This window comes from Bradyrhizobium sp. ISRA464 (genome assembly GCF_029910095.1).
Taxonomy (GTDB): domain Bacteria; phylum Pseudomonadota; class Alphaproteobacteria; order Rhizobiales; family Xanthobacteraceae; genus Bradyrhizobium.
In genome coordinates this window covers 4,260,567-4,276,863 of the sequence record NZ_CP094526.1, presented here as the reverse complement: position 1 = coordinate 4,276,863, position 16,297 = coordinate 4,260,567, and the positions used below count along the sequence as shown (strand labels likewise).

General features: G+C 61.8%; 13 protein-coding genes and 1 pseudogene. 11 read left to right on the top strand and 3 right to left on the bottom strand.

Annotation, left to right across the window (positions count from 1 at the left end; genetic code table 11):
- Window positions 1-97 precede the first annotated feature (97 nt).
- Window positions 98-397 carry a hypothetical protein gene (locus MTX19_RS20135; protein ID WP_280971638.1) on the bottom strand — a complete coding sequence of 100 codons (300 nt, stop codon included), beginning with the start codon at window positions 395-397 and terminating at the stop codon, window positions 98-100.
- A gap of 293 nt (window positions 398-690) precedes the next feature.
- On the bottom strand, window positions 691-1,356 hold the full coding sequence (locus MTX19_RS20130; protein ID WP_280985430.1) for a GntR family transcriptional regulator: 666 nt from the start codon (window positions 1,354-1,356) through the stop codon (window positions 691-693).
- Window positions 1,357-1,473: 117 nt separating this feature from the next.
- Between MTX19_RS20130 and MTX19_RS20125 the strand changes: the two genes are divergently transcribed.
- From MTX19_RS20125 to MTX19_RS20075, 11 genes are all read left to right on the top strand, one after another.
- Window positions 1,474-2,271, top strand: coding sequence for an enoyl-CoA hydratase/isomerase family protein (locus MTX19_RS20125; protein WP_280978980.1), 798 nt, complete (start codon window positions 1,474-1,476; stop codon window positions 2,269-2,271).
- A gap of 11 nt (window positions 2,272-2,282) precedes the next feature.
- Window positions 2,283-3,542: a CoA transferase gene (locus MTX19_RS20120; RefSeq protein WP_280978979.1), complete on the top strand. Its 1,260-nt coding sequence runs from the start codon at window positions 2,283-2,285 to the stop codon at window positions 3,540-3,542.
- A 53-nt stretch (window positions 3,543-3,595) separates the two neighbouring features.
- Window positions 3,596-4,588, top strand: coding sequence for a tripartite tricarboxylate transporter substrate-binding protein (locus MTX19_RS20115; protein WP_280978978.1), 993 nt, complete (start codon window positions 3,596-3,598; stop codon window positions 4,586-4,588).
- Window positions 4,589-4,642: 54 nt separating this feature from the next.
- Window positions 4,643-5,125: a tripartite tricarboxylate transporter TctB family protein gene (locus MTX19_RS20110; RefSeq protein WP_280978977.1), complete on the top strand. Its 483-nt coding sequence runs from the start codon at window positions 4,643-4,645 to the stop codon at window positions 5,123-5,125.
- A 12-nt stretch (window positions 5,126-5,137) separates the two neighbouring features.
- Entirely contained in the window at window positions 5,138-6,676 is a 1,539-nt protein-coding gene (locus MTX19_RS20105) for a tripartite tricarboxylate transporter permease (protein ID WP_280978976.1), read from the top strand.
- Window positions 6,673-7,677, top strand: a complete 1,005-nt coding sequence (locus MTX19_RS20100; protein ID WP_280978975.1) for a 4-hydroxythreonine-4-phosphate dehydrogenase PdxA — start codon at window positions 6,673-6,675, stop codon at window positions 7,675-7,677. Before MTX19_RS20105 ends, MTX19_RS20100 begins: the two co-directional genes overlap by 4 nt.
- 1,880 nt (window positions 7,678-9,557) lie before the next feature.
- Entirely contained in the window at window positions 9,558-11,081 is a 1,524-nt protein-coding gene (locus MTX19_RS20095) for an ABC transporter substrate-binding protein (protein ID WP_280978974.1), read from the top strand.
- 63 nt (window positions 11,082-11,144) lie between these two features.
- On the top strand, window positions 11,145-12,062 hold the full coding sequence (locus MTX19_RS20090; RefSeq protein WP_280978973.1) for an ABC transporter permease: 918 nt from the start codon (window positions 11,145-11,147) through the stop codon (window positions 12,060-12,062).
- 12 nt (window positions 12,063-12,074) lie between these two features.
- The gene (locus tag MTX19_RS20085) at window positions 12,075-12,974 is read left to right on the top strand and encodes an ABC transporter permease (RefSeq protein ID WP_280985429.1); all 900 of its coding nucleotides are present in this window, start codon (window positions 12,075-12,077) and stop codon (window positions 12,972-12,974) included.
- Window positions 12,971-13,978, top strand: coding sequence for an ABC transporter ATP-binding protein (locus tag MTX19_RS20080; RefSeq protein WP_280978972.1), 1,008 nt, complete (start codon window positions 12,971-12,973; stop codon window positions 13,976-13,978). The genes MTX19_RS20085 and MTX19_RS20080 overlap by 4 nt, the downstream gene beginning before the upstream one ends.
- 8 nt (window positions 13,979-13,986) lie before the next feature.
- Entirely contained in the window at window positions 13,987-14,961 is a 975-nt protein-coding gene (locus MTX19_RS20075; protein ID WP_280978971.1) for an oligopeptide/dipeptide ABC transporter ATP-binding protein, read from the top strand.
- A gap of 503 nt (window positions 14,962-15,464) precedes the next feature.
- On the opposite strand, the pseudogene MTX19_RS20070 reads toward MTX19_RS20075, so the two are convergent.
- A pseudogene (locus tag MTX19_RS20070) lies at window positions 15,465-15,587 on the bottom strand (DNA polymerase IV); the annotation flags it as partial.
- Window positions 15,588-16,297: the final 710 nt, after the last annotated feature.

The following is a 16,297-nucleotide window of genomic DNA, read 5'->3' as shown; positions in this document are numbered from 1 at the left end:
CTCCGAATTCAGGCCTCGAATGCCGATAACGCGCAAAGCCCGCCGAACAACGACGGGTTGTGGCGGACTTTGCGGATAGCGAGACGTTCAGCGGATGTTAATAGCCCGGGCCGATGCCGAAGCTGAATCCTGGGCCGTAAACACCAATGCCAGGCCGGTGATAGTAGCCGTAATCATCGTAATCGTAGTAGCGTCGCGGCCCGTAGTAGTAGGTCTCTCCGCGTATCACGCGATCATGCCGGGTATGCCAACATCGCCCGGCATCGTTACACACCAGCCGAGCCTGGTGAAGCAGAGGAGCGTTATCCCTGATCTGGAACTCGTTTGCTGCCGCGTAGGTGCCGGAGGCTATGAGGGCGCCGGCGCCGGCGAGCGCTGCCAATGTCAGGTTTCTCATATCTCGTCTCCGTTCAATCCAAGCCCCGCTGGAGGAACGCCTCACACTTGGCACCGTTCCTCCTGTTCAGGTGTGGTGAGGCAAGCGCAAATGCGCGGATTAGCCTGAATCCTAAGTGACTGTTTTCTCTGGGATATGACTGGTTCCAAGTCACCGGAATCCTGCATTCATCCGTCGAATCGTACCGCGGCTGCTGTGATTGGTGGGAACTGGCGCGCGGACCCCGGGCGCGGGTGCGCTTAGATCAACTCAATTCTGCATTGCGGCCATATCACCGGCCAATGCGGGGCGCTTCACGCGATTTGGCGGGGCAGATCGATGCCGTCCGTGTCCGCGAATCCTGCTTGCAAGACCTCTTCGCGCTTGTGGCGAAGATGGGCGCGCAAGACGTGGGAGAGGCCAACGCCGTCACGCCGCTGGAGCGCGTTGAGAATTGCTTCGTGCTCCTGGACCGCGCGCGCCCAGCGCTGGGGCGTCATCGGCGTAACGTAACGGGCGCGCCGAATGCGCGCCGTTACCGAAGCATAGAGGCCCGTGAGTACGGGATTTCCGGCTGCGGTGACGATGGCTTCATGAATCGCGCGGTTGCCGCGGTAGTACTGGATCAGGTCGTCCTCGCGATAATGCTGCACCATGGCCGCGTGCGTCGCGGCAATCTCATCGATCTCACCGTTCGTGATGCGTTCGCAGGCAAGTTCGCCGGCGAGCGCCTCGAGGCCCTGGCAGACCTCGAACAGGTCGCGCATGTCCCTGTCCGTCAGCTTTGCCGCGCGTGAGCCGCGATGGGGCAGCAACTGCACGAGGCCCTCGGCGGCGAGCACCTTGAGCGCTTCGCGCAGCGGCGTACGCGAAATCTCCAGCCGGTCGCACAATTCGCGCTCGGGGATCCGAGCGCCTGGAGGGATTTCGCCATCCAGCAGAATGGCGCGAATGCGTCCGACGACCTCCTCGTGAAGCATGGGATCAAGCCCTATTTTGCATGCAAAATTGATTTTTTAGGTGTAGAAGGAGGAATTATAGCTTGAATATCCCAAATTTTGCATTCAAAACTGTAAAAAACAAGAGGACCTGAGGAAATGGACCTAGAGGTCGCAGCGGCGGAAGATCTGGTTTTCGAGCACCATGACGGCATCGGCTGGATCACTTTCAACCGACCGCAGGCGCGCAATGCCTTCACCTTCGCCATGTACGAGCGGCTCGCCGCGATTTGCGAGCACGCCAACAGCGATCATTCAATCAAGGTGCTGGTGCTGCGCGGTGCAGGGGACAAGGCCTTCGCCTCGGGCACTGACATCAACCAGTTCCGCGAATTCAAGACGCCGCAGGACGCACTCGACTACGAGAATCGGATCGATCGGGTGCTGACCACGCTCGAGCGGTGTCGGGTGCCGACAATCGCGGCGATCAACGGATTTTGCACCGGTGGAGGAGCAGGCATTGCCGCGGCCTGCGACCTGCGGATCGGCACGAAAAGCGTCAGAATCGGATTTCCCATCGCCCGGACGCTCGGCAACTGCCTATCGATGTCCAATATTAGCCGTCTCACCGCGCTCATTGGCGCTGCGCGCGTCAAGGATCTGATCTTCACCGCGCGGCTTGTCGATGCCGCTGAGGCTGCAAGCGTCGGGCTGCTGGGCGAGGTCGTCGAAGATGTTGCGGCGCTCGACCGGCGCGCCGAAGAAGTCGCCCGGCTGCTGGCCGGTCACGCGCCGCTGACACTGAATGCGACCAAGCAGGCGGTAGCCCGCCTGCAAAAGCGGCTGACGCGGGATGAGGGGGAAGACCTCATCCTGATGTGCTACACGAGCCAGGATTTTCGCGAAGGGCTCGATGCTTTCCTCAACAAGCGCGCGCCGCAGTGGCGCGGTCAATAGGTTAGGCGCCGATGCAAAGCGATCGATCGCAACCCACCTCTCGCCGTCCGGGACCGCTTGCCGGCCTCAAGGTCATCGATCTCACCCATGTGATGGCGGGTCCGACCTGCACGCTGATGCTCGCCGACATGGGCGCAGATGTCATCAAGATCGAGAAATCGCCTTCTGGTGATGACACCCGCCATTCGGTGCCGCCGACGATCGGCGGCGAGGCGGCCTCGTTCCTGATGATGAACCGCAACAAGCGCGGCATCGTGCTGGATCTGAAGACCGACGGCGGCAAGCAGGTGCTGCGGCGGCTGCTCGCGAGCGCCGACGTGCTGGTCGAGAACTTCGCGCCGGGAGCAATGGAGCGCCTGGGCTTCGGCTACGAGGCGCTGCACAAGGAATATCCGGCGTTGATCTATTGCTCGCTGTCGGGCTTCGGCCGCACCGGCCCCTACAGGCACCGCAGGGGCTTCGATCTGGTGGCGCAGGCGATGAGCGGCATCATGAGCTTTACCGGCGAACGTCCCGACGGGCCGCCTGTGAAATGCGGGCCGCCATTGTCCGACATCACCGCCGGCCTGCTCGCGAGCATGGGAATCCTGGCCGCCTATACGCACCGTCTCAAGACTGGCGAGGGGCAGTGGGTCGAGACGTCGCTTTATGAAGCGGCTTTGGTGCAGACCTATTGGCAATCGACAATCGCGCTCGCCGCGGGCACCGCGCCGCGCGCGATGGGCTCGGCGCATCCGCTCAACGCGCCCTATCAGGCCTTTGAGGCCTCCGACGGCTGGCTCGTGGTCGGCGGCGCCAACAAGAAGCATTGGCTCCTGATGCTGGAGGCGCTCGGTGCCACCGAGCTTGCCGCCGATCCGCGCTTCGTCACCGGCGCCGACCGCATGGCGCATCTGAAGGAGCTCGAGGCTGTCTTGAGCGAACGCTTCCGCACCAGGCCGCGATCGCACTGGCTCGCGGCGCTTGACGACAAGGGCGTGCCGTGCGGACCCGTGCACGACATGCTGGAGGCGCTGAGCGATCCGCAGACGCTGGCACGCGAGATGGTCGTCGAGGTCGAGCATTCCACGCTCGGTCCCGTGAAGACGATCGGTCTTCCCGTCAAATTCTCGGAGACGCCGGGCAAGGTGCAGTCCGGCGCCCCCGTCTATGGCGAGCATACGCGCGAGGTGCTGGCCGAGCACGGGTTCGACACGGAGCAGATCGAAGCGCTCGAGAAAGAAGGCGCAATCGTTTCGGCGTCGGGGAAGGGCGAGCAGCGCGTCGCCTAGCGGACATCGATACGACAGATAAGAACAATAGAGAGTATCAGCTGGAGGAGATCATGCGTCTGACGTCAACACTTCTGCTTGCGGCGGCCGCTGCCGCGCTCACCGGCACAATGCCGGCACGTGCCGCCTGGCAACCGCAAAAGCCGATCGAGTTCGTGGCCACGGCCGGGCCGGGCGGTGGGACCGACAATCTCGCTCGCGCGGTGCAGAACATCATCACCAAGTACAAGCTGACGGATCAGCCGATCGTCGTCGTCAACAAGGGCGGCGGCAGCGGTGCAGAAGGCTATGTCTACGGCAAGGCGTCGGCGGGCGACCCCTACAAGCTGATCTTCGGCACGTCGAATGCCTGGCAGCAGCCGCTCGTATCCAAGGTCGCGTTCAACTATACCGATCTCACCCCGATCGCGGCGATGGCCCAGGACGAGTTCCTGCTCTGGGTCAAGCAGGACGCGCCCTACAAGACGGCGGGGGACTATCTGAAGGCGGCCGCATCGAGCGAATTCAAAATGGGGGGCGCGCAGTCGAAGGATACCGACGAGGTGCTGACCCGCATGATCGAGAAGGTGGGGCACGTCAAACTGACCTACATCCCCTTCAAGAGCGGCGCGGAAGCCGCCGTGCAGCTCGCCGGCGGGCACATCGACTCCCACGTCAACAATCCCAGCGAGAGCCTCGGGCAGTGGCGCGGTGGTACACAGCGGCCGCTCTGCGCTTTCAGCCCCAAGCGGCTGCCGCAGGGCCCCAAGGTCACCGCGACAGAAGGCTGGCGCGACGTGCCGACCTGTGTCGAGCAGGGCCTCGACATCAAGCAATATGAGCAGCCGCGTACGGTGTGGCTGCCCGGTAAGGTCACGCCGGACCAGGCCGCGTTCTATGTCGACCTCATGAAGAGAGTGCAAGCCACGCCGGAATGGAAGGACTACATCGAAAAAACTTCCCAGGTCGACACGTTCCTGACGGGTGCCGACTTCGACAAGTTCATCAAGAAGGATATCGAGCACGTCAAGCAGGTTGCGAGCGAGCAGGGCTGGCTCGTCAAGTAAGGCGTAATCACCGCGCCATGATGTCCTGTTGTCTCTCGCCACCAGGAGCCCTTGATGATATCGCGCCGCGCTCTTGAACTTGCGACCGCCGGCCTCACCGGTATCTTCGGTGTGGCAGTCGTCGTCTCCAGCCTCGACAACGGCATCGGCTGGTCGACCGCGGGCGTGGACGCCGGCACGTTCCCGTTCCTAACCGGCATCGTCATCGTGCTCGGGAGCCTCTACAACCTGGTGCGTGGCGTCCTGCCGGCCGCGACGCCCGCAAGCGTTCCTGTTGCTATCACGCCGATCGAGCTGCGCCGGCTTGCCGGCCTGTTCGTTCCGGCTGCAATTTTCGTTGCCGCGATCCCGCTGGCGGGGATGTATCTCGCCTCGGCCCTGTATGTCTTCGCGGTGCTTGCGATCCCCAGGCACCAATCCGTGCCGCGAGCGCTGGTCATGGCGGCGGCGACGTCGCTCGCGCTTTATGTCGTGTTTGAGCGCATGTTCCAAGTGACGCTGCCGCACGGCGCTCTCGCCGCCGCGTTCGGGTTCTGAAGGAGAGGGCCGATGGACAATCTCCAGGAACTCCTACACGGGTTTACGATCGCGGTCACCGTGCCGCATCTGATCCTGATGGCGGCCGGCGTGCTCCTCGGCATTCTGGTCGGCGTACTGCCGGGGCTGGGCGCGCCGAACGGCGTGTCGCTGCTCCTGCCACTGACCTTCGGCATGCAGCCGGTTTCGGCGATCATCCTGCTCTCCAGCATGTATTGGGGCGCGCTGTTCGGCGGCTCCGTGACGTCGATCTTGTTCAACATTCCGGGAGAGCCATCGTCGGTTGCGACCACCTTCGATGGCTATCCGATGGCGCGTGACGGCCGCCCGACGACGGCGCTGGCCACCGCCTTCGGCTCGGCGGCGTTCGGCGCGCTGGTCGGCGTCATTCTGATCACGTTCCTCGCCTCGTGGGTGGCGCAGGTCGCGCTCGCCTTTGGGCCGCCGGAATATTTTGCGGTGTATTTCCTCGCTTTCGCCAGCTTCGTCGGCATGGGCGGCGCGGCGCCGATCAAGACCGTCGTAGCGCTCGCAATCGGGTTTGCGATCGCCGCGATCGGCATTGACACCGTCTCCGGCAGCGTGCGTCTCACCATGGGCATCGACGAGCTGGTCAAGGGCGTGAGCTTCGTCGTCGCGGTGATGGGACTATTCGGCATCGGCGAGCTCCTGGTCGCGGTCGAGGAGGAGTTTCATGCCCGCGCCGTCTCATCGAAGATCGATTGGGGCGAGGTGTTTTGCGCGGTTGCCCGCCTGCCTCGGCACGGCGTGGCGCTGCTGCGGAGCGCTGCGATCGGGTGTTGGATGGGGATTACGCCGGGTGGCCCGACCGCGGCATCCTTCATGAGTTATGGCATCGCCCGCCGCTTCTCGCGCCGCGGCCGGCACTTTGGCACTGGGGAGGTTGAAGGCATCATCTCGCCAGAGACGGCCGATCATGCCGCCGGCACCAGCGCGTTGCTCCCAATGCTCTCGCTCGGCATTCCCGGCTCAGCCACCGCGGCCGTCATGATGGGCGGGCTGATGATCTGGGGCCTCAATCCCGGGCCGATGCTGTTCGTCGACCAGAAGGATTTCGTCTGGGGACTGATTGCCTCGATGTATGTCGGCAATATCGTCGCGGTCGCGCTGGTGCTGCTGACCGTTCCGATCTTTGCCGCCCTGATGCGGATTCCCTTCGTCGTCATCGCGCCGCTGATCGTGATCATCTGCGTCGTCGGCTCCTATTCGGTGTCGAACTCCTATCTCGACGTGGTCATGATGCTCGGCTTCGGGATGCTCGGCTATCTCTTCAAGAAGCTATTCTATCCGCTGGCACCGCTCGTGCTCGCGATCGTCATAGGCGACAAGGCCGAGGACGCTTTCCGGCAGTCGATGCTGATGTCCAAGGGGTCGCTTGGGATCTTCTTTGCAAATCGGCTGGTGACGTGCCTGATTGTGGCTGGCATCGCGCTGTTGCTGCTTCCGCTGGCGCTTGAGCTCGCACGCGTCTGGCGCAAGCCCGCACCTCACGGTGCCGATACGACAAGCCAGGAGAAGGTGATCATATGACCGCTAAGCCGCTCATTGCATTGGCAATGGGAGATCCCGCGGGCATCAGCCCGGAGCTGACGGCGAAGCTAGTGGTGCTGGATGACGTCCGCGCCCGCAGTCGGCTGGTCGTGATCGGTGACCGCCGCATCTTCGACGAAGGGGCGCGCGTCGCCGGCGTTACACCGGAGCTGAAGGCGGTGGAGCAGGGCACCGACTTTCGTGCGGCGAGGGGCGAGGCGCTCTTCGTCGATCTCGCCCATCTTGATCCGACCGAGGTCGAGCGGGGAACTGCAAGCCTTTCCGGCGGCAAATTCGCGCTGACGAATTACCGGCACGCACTGGAGCTCGGCCGGGACGGGCGTGTCGACGCCGTCTGCTTCACGCCGTTCAATAAGCAGGCGATGCGCCTTGCCCGTGCCGACTACGACGACGAGATCGCGTTCTCCGCCGAGGTGGCCGGGCTCAAGACGCCTGCAAGCGAATTCAACGTGCTCGGCCAGCTCTGGAATGCGCGTGTCACATCGCACATCCCGCTCAAGGACGTGGCCGCGCGGCTGTCCAGCGAGCGCATCCATCGTGCGCTGAGGCTAACCGACGCATGCATGCGCAACGCCAGGTTCGCGCGGCCGCGCATCGCGGTCGCGGCTCTCAATCCGCACGCCGGCGACGGCGGCAATTTTGGCCGCGAGGAGATCGACGTCATCGCGCCTGCGGTCGCGGCCGGCCGGCGCGAAGGCATTGCCGCCGAGGGGCCGTTTCCCGCCGACACGGTGTTTCTGCGTGCCAAGGGCGGCGCCTTCGATGCGGTGCTGACGATGTATCACGATCAGGGCCAGATCGCGATGAAGCTGATGGGCTTCGACCGCGGCGTGACCTTGCTCGGCGGTTTTCCGTTTCCCATCTGCACTCCCGCGCACGGCACCGCCTATGACATCGCAGGGCGAGGAATTGCGTCAGTCGGCGCGAGCCAGTCGGCACTTCGCCTCGCGGCGGATATGGCCCAACCATCGCTTGTCTGAGGTAACGGGCGGATCATTCGAGATGCATTCGAGAACAATCGTGCGTATTGCACGCCAATTCCATCTCGAATCCAAAAAAGATAGCAATTACAATGGCTTGAATTCGATGAATTCGAGTCTCGGCGAAGTCTGAATTCGAGTCCGATGTGGGTTTCAAACAACAGAATTCGAGTCTCGTTTATTCGCGTCTAGTCGGTGTTCTCGGAATCAAATGCCAACTAGAACTGCGAGGCGGTTTATAGCCGAGGTGGGCGATCTGCGCTCATTGGATGGAGGCGATCGACAAATTCGGCTAGCTCGTCTGAAGAGTAAGGCTTGAGCTTGATATGCGGAATGCTTCGATAGCCGTGAATTGCAAAGGCGTCTAGCCAATCCAAATCATTATCGGCAAGGAGCTTTACCGAAGCTCTTTGTAGCTTGGCGGGCGTGAGACCCAAATCACCGATCCCCGCCTTGTGTATAACTTTGCTAATAGCAAATCAGCCTGAAATAAATCGCGCCTTGCCGGACTCAGTCACAAATAGCAGAGCTGCATCGCGTCGCCCTTGGATTGCGGAAATTCGGACCGAGCGATAGTTTCGAAGGGCAATTGCAGCATCAGACGAAAGATAGAGCTTTCGCTTTCGAGAGCCGCGGCCAACGACAAGTCCGTCGGATGAAAGGTCGTCGCATCGAACTGCGGGCAGTTCCGACAGGAAAGCTCCCGACGATAATGCATAGACAAGTGCGAGCTTCAATAGGGTCCTAAATGCTTCCCGAGGTGAAGCGTGAAGTCGTAGAGCGCTCCAGCAATACGCGATCAACTCGTCAACTAATGATTGATCCATGGAATAATCTGGATGTGTTCGCTTGAACTTCGGCCGCGGTATGCTGGCCGCCGGATGGCCGACGTAACGAACAGCACGCGTCGGTCGATGCCGTTTCAACGTCACTGCGAAAAAGAAAGGTCTCGGTATGGGCCGGGTTCGGACATTGGGGCAGCCGCCTCACTGTGAGGACGGCCTGTAACGACGGCAATCTCGGCCGAAAAGAGTCTTGTATCGGTGCTCGGCAGGTTTCTCTGATTTCTCGATTTCGGCTAACGTCCTTGCGGACTGCAAAGGCCGATTCGGCTCCCCGGCCGACCAGGCTTCGACCAAACGATTTCGTGCGCGTTGGCTGCAGTGCAGCACGTTAGTGTTCAATCCTGTGCGGCGGAATGTCTCTTCGAGCGAGCCATTCTTTTTGTCGCCGTGCTGAAGAGAAAGTATGATAACTTACATTGCAGGTGACCCCCGTCCTACCGCCGTACAGGGGCTAATGAGCACTGTCGTGGTGGGATGGTGCTCAGTGGTGAAGCGCGCCGACTGACTTAGGCGGAATTGAGCAGCCGTCAGAGCCAGCCGCCCGTTACCGGTGGCCCCGTACGTGTTCTATGGGTGCCCGAACAGCTATCTTTGAATCAAGTCATGGCCGGACCAACCGGGAGTTCAGTTAGAGCACGCCTGCCAATCTGGGAGGCGAGGCTCTTACATCGGCGCCCATCACAGTCGAGGAAGCGGGCTAACGCGCTTTCAGTGCCAGCCTGAGAGGCCACAACGTCGCAATGTGGCTGGTCAAGGGAACGACTGTCAGGGGGAGCAAGGATGCGGTCAGGACGAGAAATTTCTACATCAGCCGTCACAGGACGCGGGTTCTTGAAGCGAGTGGGCGCAGCAGCTGGGGCCGCGGGCCTGGCGCCGGCGGTATCAATGCCGCTTGTATCTAGCGCTCTTGGACAGGCCAGTACGCTCAAGATCATCTAGTGGAGCAACGGCCCCGGTGCGCTAGATTCCGTTTCGTAGCATTCACCACAACGCCGATTCAAACGGCGTGGGCAAATAAATAACGGGAGGAAGTGGATGTTCAGAACAACAGCCGCGATAACCTGCATGGCGGCCCTGGGTGTCGGATTGTGGACGGCGCCGGGCTTCGCAAACAAGGCAAACGACACGCTCAGGGTCGCTTGGGACCAGCAGATCGACAATGCCGACGCTTACTTCAACACCAACCGCGAGGGCATCATCCTGGCGCGGATGGTTTGGGATCAGCTGATCGACCGCGATCCGGAAACCTTCCAATACAAACCCGCGTTGGCCACGGCCTGGCGCTGGGTCGATGATTTAACGCTCGAGTTCGACCTTCGCCAAGGCGTCAAGTTTCAGGACGGGCAGCCCTTCGACGCCGAAGACGTGGTCTACACGCTCAATTTCGTGTCGAACCCGGCCAACAAGGTGCTCAACACCACCAACGTGGGTTGGATCAAGAACGCCGAGAAGATCGACCAGTACAAGGTCCGTATCCATCTGAAGGCACCGTTCCCGGCGGCGCTTGAATATCTTGCCGGGCCAATCCCGATTTATCCGCACGTCTATTACGCCAAGGTCGGTCCCGACGGCATGGGGCGCCATCCTGTCGGCAGCGGACCTTACAAGGTCGAAAGCCTCGAGCCAGGCAAGTCGATCACGCTGGTCAAGAACACCGACTATTGGAACGACAGCCCCAAGGGCAAGCCCAAGATCGGCAAGATCGTGGTGACCTTCCCGCCGGAGAAGACGACCCAGTTGGCTGAATTGCTATCGGGCGGGCTTGACTGGATCTGGTATGTGCCGACCGACCAGGTGAAGAACCTGGAGAAGGTCAAGGGCCTCACCGTCACCTCGGGCGAGACGATGCGTGTCGGATACATCTATTTCGATGCGGCCGGCCGCTCGGGGAAATCGCCGCTCCAGGATGTCCGCGTGCGTCAGGCGATCGCGCATGCGATCAACCGGCCTGAGTTTACCAAGACCTTCTTCGCTTCGACCGCGAACGTGCTCAAGGGACCGTGTTTCCCGACCCAGTTCGGCTGCTATCAGGGCGCGAAGCAGTACGACTACAACCTGGCGAAGGCGAAGGAGTTGATGAAAGAAGCGGGCTACCCGGATGGGTTCAGTACGACGCTTTACGCATTCCGCCAGCCGCCGAGTTGGGAAGACGCCCTGGCCGGTTACATGCGCCAGATCGGCATACAGGCCTCGATCCAGCTCCTGCAATATCCCGCCTTCCGCAACAAGAACCATGAAGGCGTGACGCCGATCTCGTTTGGCGATTGGGGATCCTATTCGATCAACGATGCTTCGGCGATCCTGGGTAACTTCTTCACCGGTTCGGCTGACGATTTCTCCGGCGACAAGGAACTGCAGGGCTGGGTCCAAGACGCGGACACCAACTCTGATCCGAAGAAGCGCGAGGAGCTTTACAAGAAGGCCATCGATCGCATCATGGACCGCATGTACTGGCTTCCGATGAATTCGTACGCGGTGTACTACGCCCACACGAATGAATTGAACTTCACGCCTTACAAGGACGAGATCCCGCGCTATTATCTCTATAGTTGGAAGTAGGGCCGCCGCGCGGCTGAGGTTCCGCTGGGCCCGCAGCCGGCAAGCGCAGGGAAGGGCCTCCCGTTGTTCGTCTACTTTATCAAGCGAAGCCTTGTTGCTCTACTGGTGGCGATCACCGTCTCAATCGTCAGCTTCCTGCTGTTGCATCTGTCGGGCGACCTCGCCCAGTCGCTCGCCGGGCCGTCGGCGAGCGCTGCGGACGTCGCTCAAGTCCGCAAGGCCTATGGCCTCGATCGGCCGATAGCGATTCAGTATCTCGATTGGGCCGGCAAGGCGATCCGCGGTGATTTCGGCGATTCATTGTTCCTCAAGCAGCCGGTCTTTCCGATCATCGCCGAGCGTCTGCCCGTAACCATGATGCTCGGCATCTCGGCGCTGGTGATCGCGCTGTTCGTCTCGATCCCGCTCGGGATCGCTGCCGCACTGCGGCCGAATTCCTGGATCGACCGTCTGGCTCTGACCATCTCCGTGTTCGGGCAGGCGCTGCCCAGCTTCTGGTTCGGGCTGCTACTCATGATGTTGTTTGGAGTGACGCTGCGCTGGCTGCCGGTCTCCGGAACCGGAGGCTGGGAATATTACGTGATGCCGGCTATCACGCTCTCCTATTATTCGATTCCGACCTTCATGCGGTTGACCCGCGCCGGCATGATGGAAGTTCTGGCGTCCGATTACATCCGGACCGCGCGCGCCAAGGGCCTACGCTCGATGACGGTGCTGTTCAAGCACGCGCTGCGCAACGCGATTATCCCGTTGGTGGCGGTGGCGGCTGTCCAGTTGGGTTTCGCGCTGGGCGGTTCGATCGTGATCGAATCGGTGTTTTCGCTGCACGGCGTGGGCTATCTGGGCTGGGAGTCGATCAGCCGCGCCGACTTTCCGGTGGTGCAGGCAATTGTGCTCATCCTCGCCTGCTTCTACATCGTGCTGACGTTGCTTGCCGACATGCTCAACGCCTTGCTCGATCCGCGCATTCGTGTGCGTTGAGAAGCCCAAGCGATGACGATCGAGACCTACGTCGATTTCGCCAGTGTGCTCCCGTCATCGGCGGGCGCAGCATTCAGGCGCCGGGTGCTGGGCCACACCACCTTTCTGATCGGCGCCGGCATCCTCATTGTCATTCTGGGCGTAGCCCTGTTCGCACCCCTGCTTGCACCGCACGATCCCTACGCTCAGGACCTGAGCCAGCGCCTCGTCCCGCCCTTGTGGGATGAAAGCGGCAGCTGGACCCACCCGCTCGGGACCGATCAGATCGGGCGCGACTATCTAAGCCGACTGATCTACGGATCGCGCATTTCGCTATTGGTCGGCTTCAGCATCATGATCATGTCCGGGATCATCGGTACCAGCCTCGGTGTCATTGCCGGCTACTTCGGTGGACGGATTGACCTCGTCATCAATTTCATCGTGACGACAAGGCTTGCGATGCCGGTGATTCTCGTTGCGCTCACCGTCGCGGCTCTGGCCGGCAGTTCGCTGCGGAACGTCATCCTGGTGCTCGGTCTCCTGCTGTGGGACCGCTTCGCCGTGGTCACACGCAGCGTCACGCTTCAGATTCGCGCGCTTGACTACGTCGCCGCCGCCCAGGCCGTGGGCTGCTCGACCTGGCGGATCGTTGCAAGCGAGATACTGCCCAACGTCCTCAACGTCATCGTCATCATCGCGACCATCGAGATGGCCAACGGTATCCTCCTCGCCGCAGCGCTGTCCTTCCTCGGACTTGGCGTTCCGCCGCCGCTGCCGGACTGGGGCGCGATGATCGCGGACGGCAAGCAGTACATGTTCTTCAGCCCCTGGGTTATCACGATCCCTGGTGTGGCGCTGTTCATGCTCGTGCTCGGGATCAATCTGCTGGGCGACGGTGTCCGCGACCTGACCGCGCCGGAGAATCGAAGTTGAGTGCACTTCTCGAAATTGCGGGCCTCAATGTCAGAATTTCCTTGACTATCGGGACCCTCCACCCGGTTCGCGATGTCAGTTTTTCGGTCGCGCGCGGCGAGACGCTTTGCATTGTGGGTGAATCGGGTTGCGGCAAGTCGCTGACCTCCCTCGCAATAATGAATCTGCTGCCCAAACGGGCGCAGCGCACAGCGACTCGACTGACCTTCGACGGAATCGATTTGACCAAGTTGGCGGAGCGCGAAATGGCCGATGTCCGCGGCGACCGCATGGCGATGATTTTCCAGGAGCCGATGACTTCGCTGAATCCGGCCTACACCATCGGCAACCAGCTCGAGGAAGCGTTGTTCCGCCATCGCAAGGTCGCCCGCACGGCGGCCCGCGACCGCGCAGTCTATCTGCTTGAAAAGGTTGGCATCACCGCGGCCGGCCAGCGGCTTGCGCAATATCCGCATCAACTATCGGGCGGCCTTCGTCAGCGGGTGATGATTGCGATGGCGCTGATGTGCGGCCCCAAGCTAATCATCGCGGATGAGCCGACAACGGCGCTCGACGTGACGATACAGGCCGAGATTCTACGTCTGCTCGCCGCCCTTCAGCGCGAGTTCGACATGGCCGTGGTCCTCATCACCCACGATCTCGGGATCGTTGCACGGATCGCCGACCGGGTCGCCGTGATGTATGCGGGGCAAATCGTCGAGATCGGACCGGCGAAAGACATATTCACCCGCCCCCTTCATCCCTACACGCAGGGCCTGCTCCGCTGCATTCCGATCCCTGGCCGCACCAGACCGGGCGAGCATCTGGGCTCGATCCCGGGCATGGTGCCGAGCCTGATCGGGAAGATCGAAGGTTGCGCCTTCCGCAATCGTTGTCCGCACGCCTTCTCTTCTTGCGCGACCACGGAGGTGACGCTTGCTGAGGTAAGCGGCGCACACGCTTATCGTTGTCTTCTTTCGCCGCAGGCGAGCGCGGCTAATGCCGCCGAGGTGGCCGCCGTATGACACGCCCCATGCTGGAAACCCGCAATGTCGAGCGGCGCTTCGTGGTCGACGGCGGCTTGTTCAAGGCCCGCCGCGTGTTGCACGCGGTCAATGGCGTCTCGCTTACCGTCCGCAAGGGCGAGATCCTCGGACTGGTCGGCGAATCCGGCTGCGGCAAGTCCACGCTTGCCCGCATGATGCTGGGGCTCCTGCCGCCCACCAGCGGTGAAATTCTTTTTGACGGAGCGGCGGTCAAGGGGCTCGACCGCGGTGTCATGGCCCGGTGCGTGCAACCGGTCTTTCAGGACCCGTATTCGTCCCTCAATCCCCGCAAGTCGATCGGTGCCATCATCGGTTTGCCGCTTGAGGTTCATCGCATTGGCGGACCGGCGGAGCGCCGCGTCAAGGTCGAGGAGATGATGGAGCGGGTCGGTCTGGCGCGCCGGCTTCGCAGTGCCTATCCAAACCAGCTCTCGGGCGGCCAGCGCCAGCGCGTCGCGATCGCGCGCGCTCTCATCACGCGGCCGCAGGTGATGATCTGCGACGAGCCGACGTCGGCGCTCGATGTCTCGGTGCAATCGCAGATTCTCAATCTCCTGCAGGACCTGCAGAGGGAATTCGGACTGACGCTGCTGCTGATCAGCCACAACCTGGCCGTCGTCCAGCACATGGCAACCCGCGTTGCAGTCATGTACCTCGGACAGATCGTCGAAGAGAGCGACACGGTTTCGCTCTTCCGCGCAGCCCGGCATCCCTACACGCAGGCATTGCTTGCCTCGATCCTCACGCCGGAACCGGGCCTCGGCTTGCCAGACACCCACCTTGGCACCGCTTTTCCCAATCCACTGGAACCACCCGCGGGCTGCACCTTCCATCCGCGCTGCCCCCATGTCATGCCGGTTTGTGCGCAAGATGCGCCTTTGCCGCGAACGATCGCCGGCGGTTCGGTTCGCTGTCACCTCTACGATTCCGAAGCTAAGGAGGCGCTGGGCGCCACCTCGTGAGTTCGGCGCAGGTGGACACCGGTTCAATTGAGCGCGGTCCCGCGATGCTGATAGGATCTCGATATCCGCGAACAGGAGGCCCTTATGAGCTGGATGCCATCCGATGACGCCGTGCTCGGCGATCCCAAAACTTGCTGCGGAGAGAGAACAGATGTTCAAGCTAAACAGCGCATATTGCGACCATGCTGCTGGAAGCCGGACCTCTCCCATGGGGGGCGTGCCGTGCAGCGTGACGATAGCAGGCTTTAATCGCGCGCTCGCTCAGAAGACTGCCCGAAATTTGCGGCTGGCGCATCTGTCCTAATGACCGGTTCGGGTCAAACTGCGACCTGGCTCGGAGGGCAGCTCTCGGCGCGAAGCAGACGTTTGAGCTAGATTGGCGAAGATATCTGTCGCAGATCCTCCCGCAGCCTTGCGGCCAGAGTCAGGTCGTTTTCAAGTATTGGTTTATCGCGATCCTCCGGGCAATATGACCCATGCATTGGGGTGCGTGGGCCACAAGTCTAGTCTTGCTTACCCCGCAGCGAGGACAACGACACACCCAGGAGGCGCACAGCTTTCGGAAGGGGCCAGGCGCTCTCCAGCAGGCCGATCGACAGCCGTGGGAGATCGTCGCGGTTCGCGACGGACCCCGCAGTTTCGCGTTGGCGTTCCCGATGAAGCACTCGCTGTGTTGTGGGGGCGAGGCGACGAGCCCGAAGAAATCGCAGCGCGCTTCAAAATCACCTTGGCCGTGGTCGAAGAGGCTATCCGACTTGCACGGCCACAAATACCCGAAGCGACCAAGGCGTCGTCGCCGCCGTATCTAGCTTTCTTCAAAGCGGCGTGGGCGGTGGCAAAAATGGTAAAGCTGCCGCGTTCGCTGGGGGGATGCGCGCGCAGGAGGGCCGAGAACCTCAGGGCCGCACGGTTACCACGGAGCAAATGCGGCTATCAGATTCGGCGCGCGCTGGCAGTCGGCGATGTCGAGGGCGTCTGGGCTCTCGCGCTACCTCGCGATGATCGCAGGCCGCGAGCGCGACGTCATCGACGACCTCTTTGCGATTACCGCCGTTCCCGGCACGGAAGGTCGCGAATCCAAGCTTCACTCGCCGGCCATCAACGGCGGGTACGTCTTCAAGACCTGGAGCAGGTCATCGATATCTGGAACGAGGAAGTCGACAAACGCGGTCCCGAATTCGCGAGAACGCGCGTCTGTCCGCATTCGGACGCGACGTAGTTCCGCGCGAATTGTTGGCGCCGGCGGATGATGCGGCGCTGGCTGGGCTCGCCACCTGATCTCACGTACATAGACCTCACGCCCGGCGCGCTTCACTCTCGGGCGCATTGTTCAGCT

What these genes read in the sequence shown, in the direction of transcription:
- MTX19_RS20135 (WP_280971638.1), bottom strand. Translation starts at nt 397, where the DNA reads ATGAGAAACCTGACATTGGCAGCGCTCGCCGGCGCCGGCGCCCTCATA.
- MTX19_RS20130 (WP_280985430.1), bottom strand. Translation starts at nt 1,356, where the DNA reads ATGCTTCACGAGGAGGTCGTCGGACGCATTCGCGCCATTCTGCTGGAT.
- MTX19_RS20125 (WP_280978980.1), top strand. Translation starts at nt 1,474, where the DNA reads ATGGACCTAGAGGTCGCAGCGGCGGAAGATCTGGTTTTCGAGCACCAT.
- MTX19_RS20120 (WP_280978979.1), top strand. Translation starts at nt 2,283, where the DNA reads ATGCAAAGCGATCGATCGCAACCCACCTCTCGCCGTCCGGGACCGCTT.
- MTX19_RS20115 (WP_280978978.1), top strand. Translation starts at nt 3,596, where the DNA reads ATGCGTCTGACGTCAACACTTCTGCTTGCGGCGGCCGCTGCCGCGCTC.
- MTX19_RS20110 (WP_280978977.1), top strand. Translation starts at nt 4,643, where the DNA reads ATGATATCGCGCCGCGCTCTTGAACTTGCGACCGCCGGCCTCACCGGT.
- MTX19_RS20105 (WP_280978976.1), top strand. Translation starts at nt 5,138, where the DNA reads ATGGACAATCTCCAGGAACTCCTACACGGGTTTACGATCGCGGTCACC.
- MTX19_RS20100 (WP_280978975.1), top strand. Translation starts at nt 6,673, where the DNA reads ATGACCGCTAAGCCGCTCATTGCATTGGCAATGGGAGATCCCGCGGGC.
- MTX19_RS20095 (WP_280978974.1), top strand. Translation starts at nt 9,558, where the DNA reads ATGTTCAGAACAACAGCCGCGATAACCTGCATGGCGGCCCTGGGTGTC.
- MTX19_RS20085 (WP_280985429.1), top strand. Translation starts at nt 12,075, where the DNA reads ATGACGATCGAGACCTACGTCGATTTCGCCAGTGTGCTCCCGTCATCG.
- MTX19_RS20075 (WP_280978971.1), top strand. Translation starts at nt 13,987, where the DNA reads ATGCTGGAAACCCGCAATGTCGAGCGGCGCTTCGTGGTCGACGGCGGC.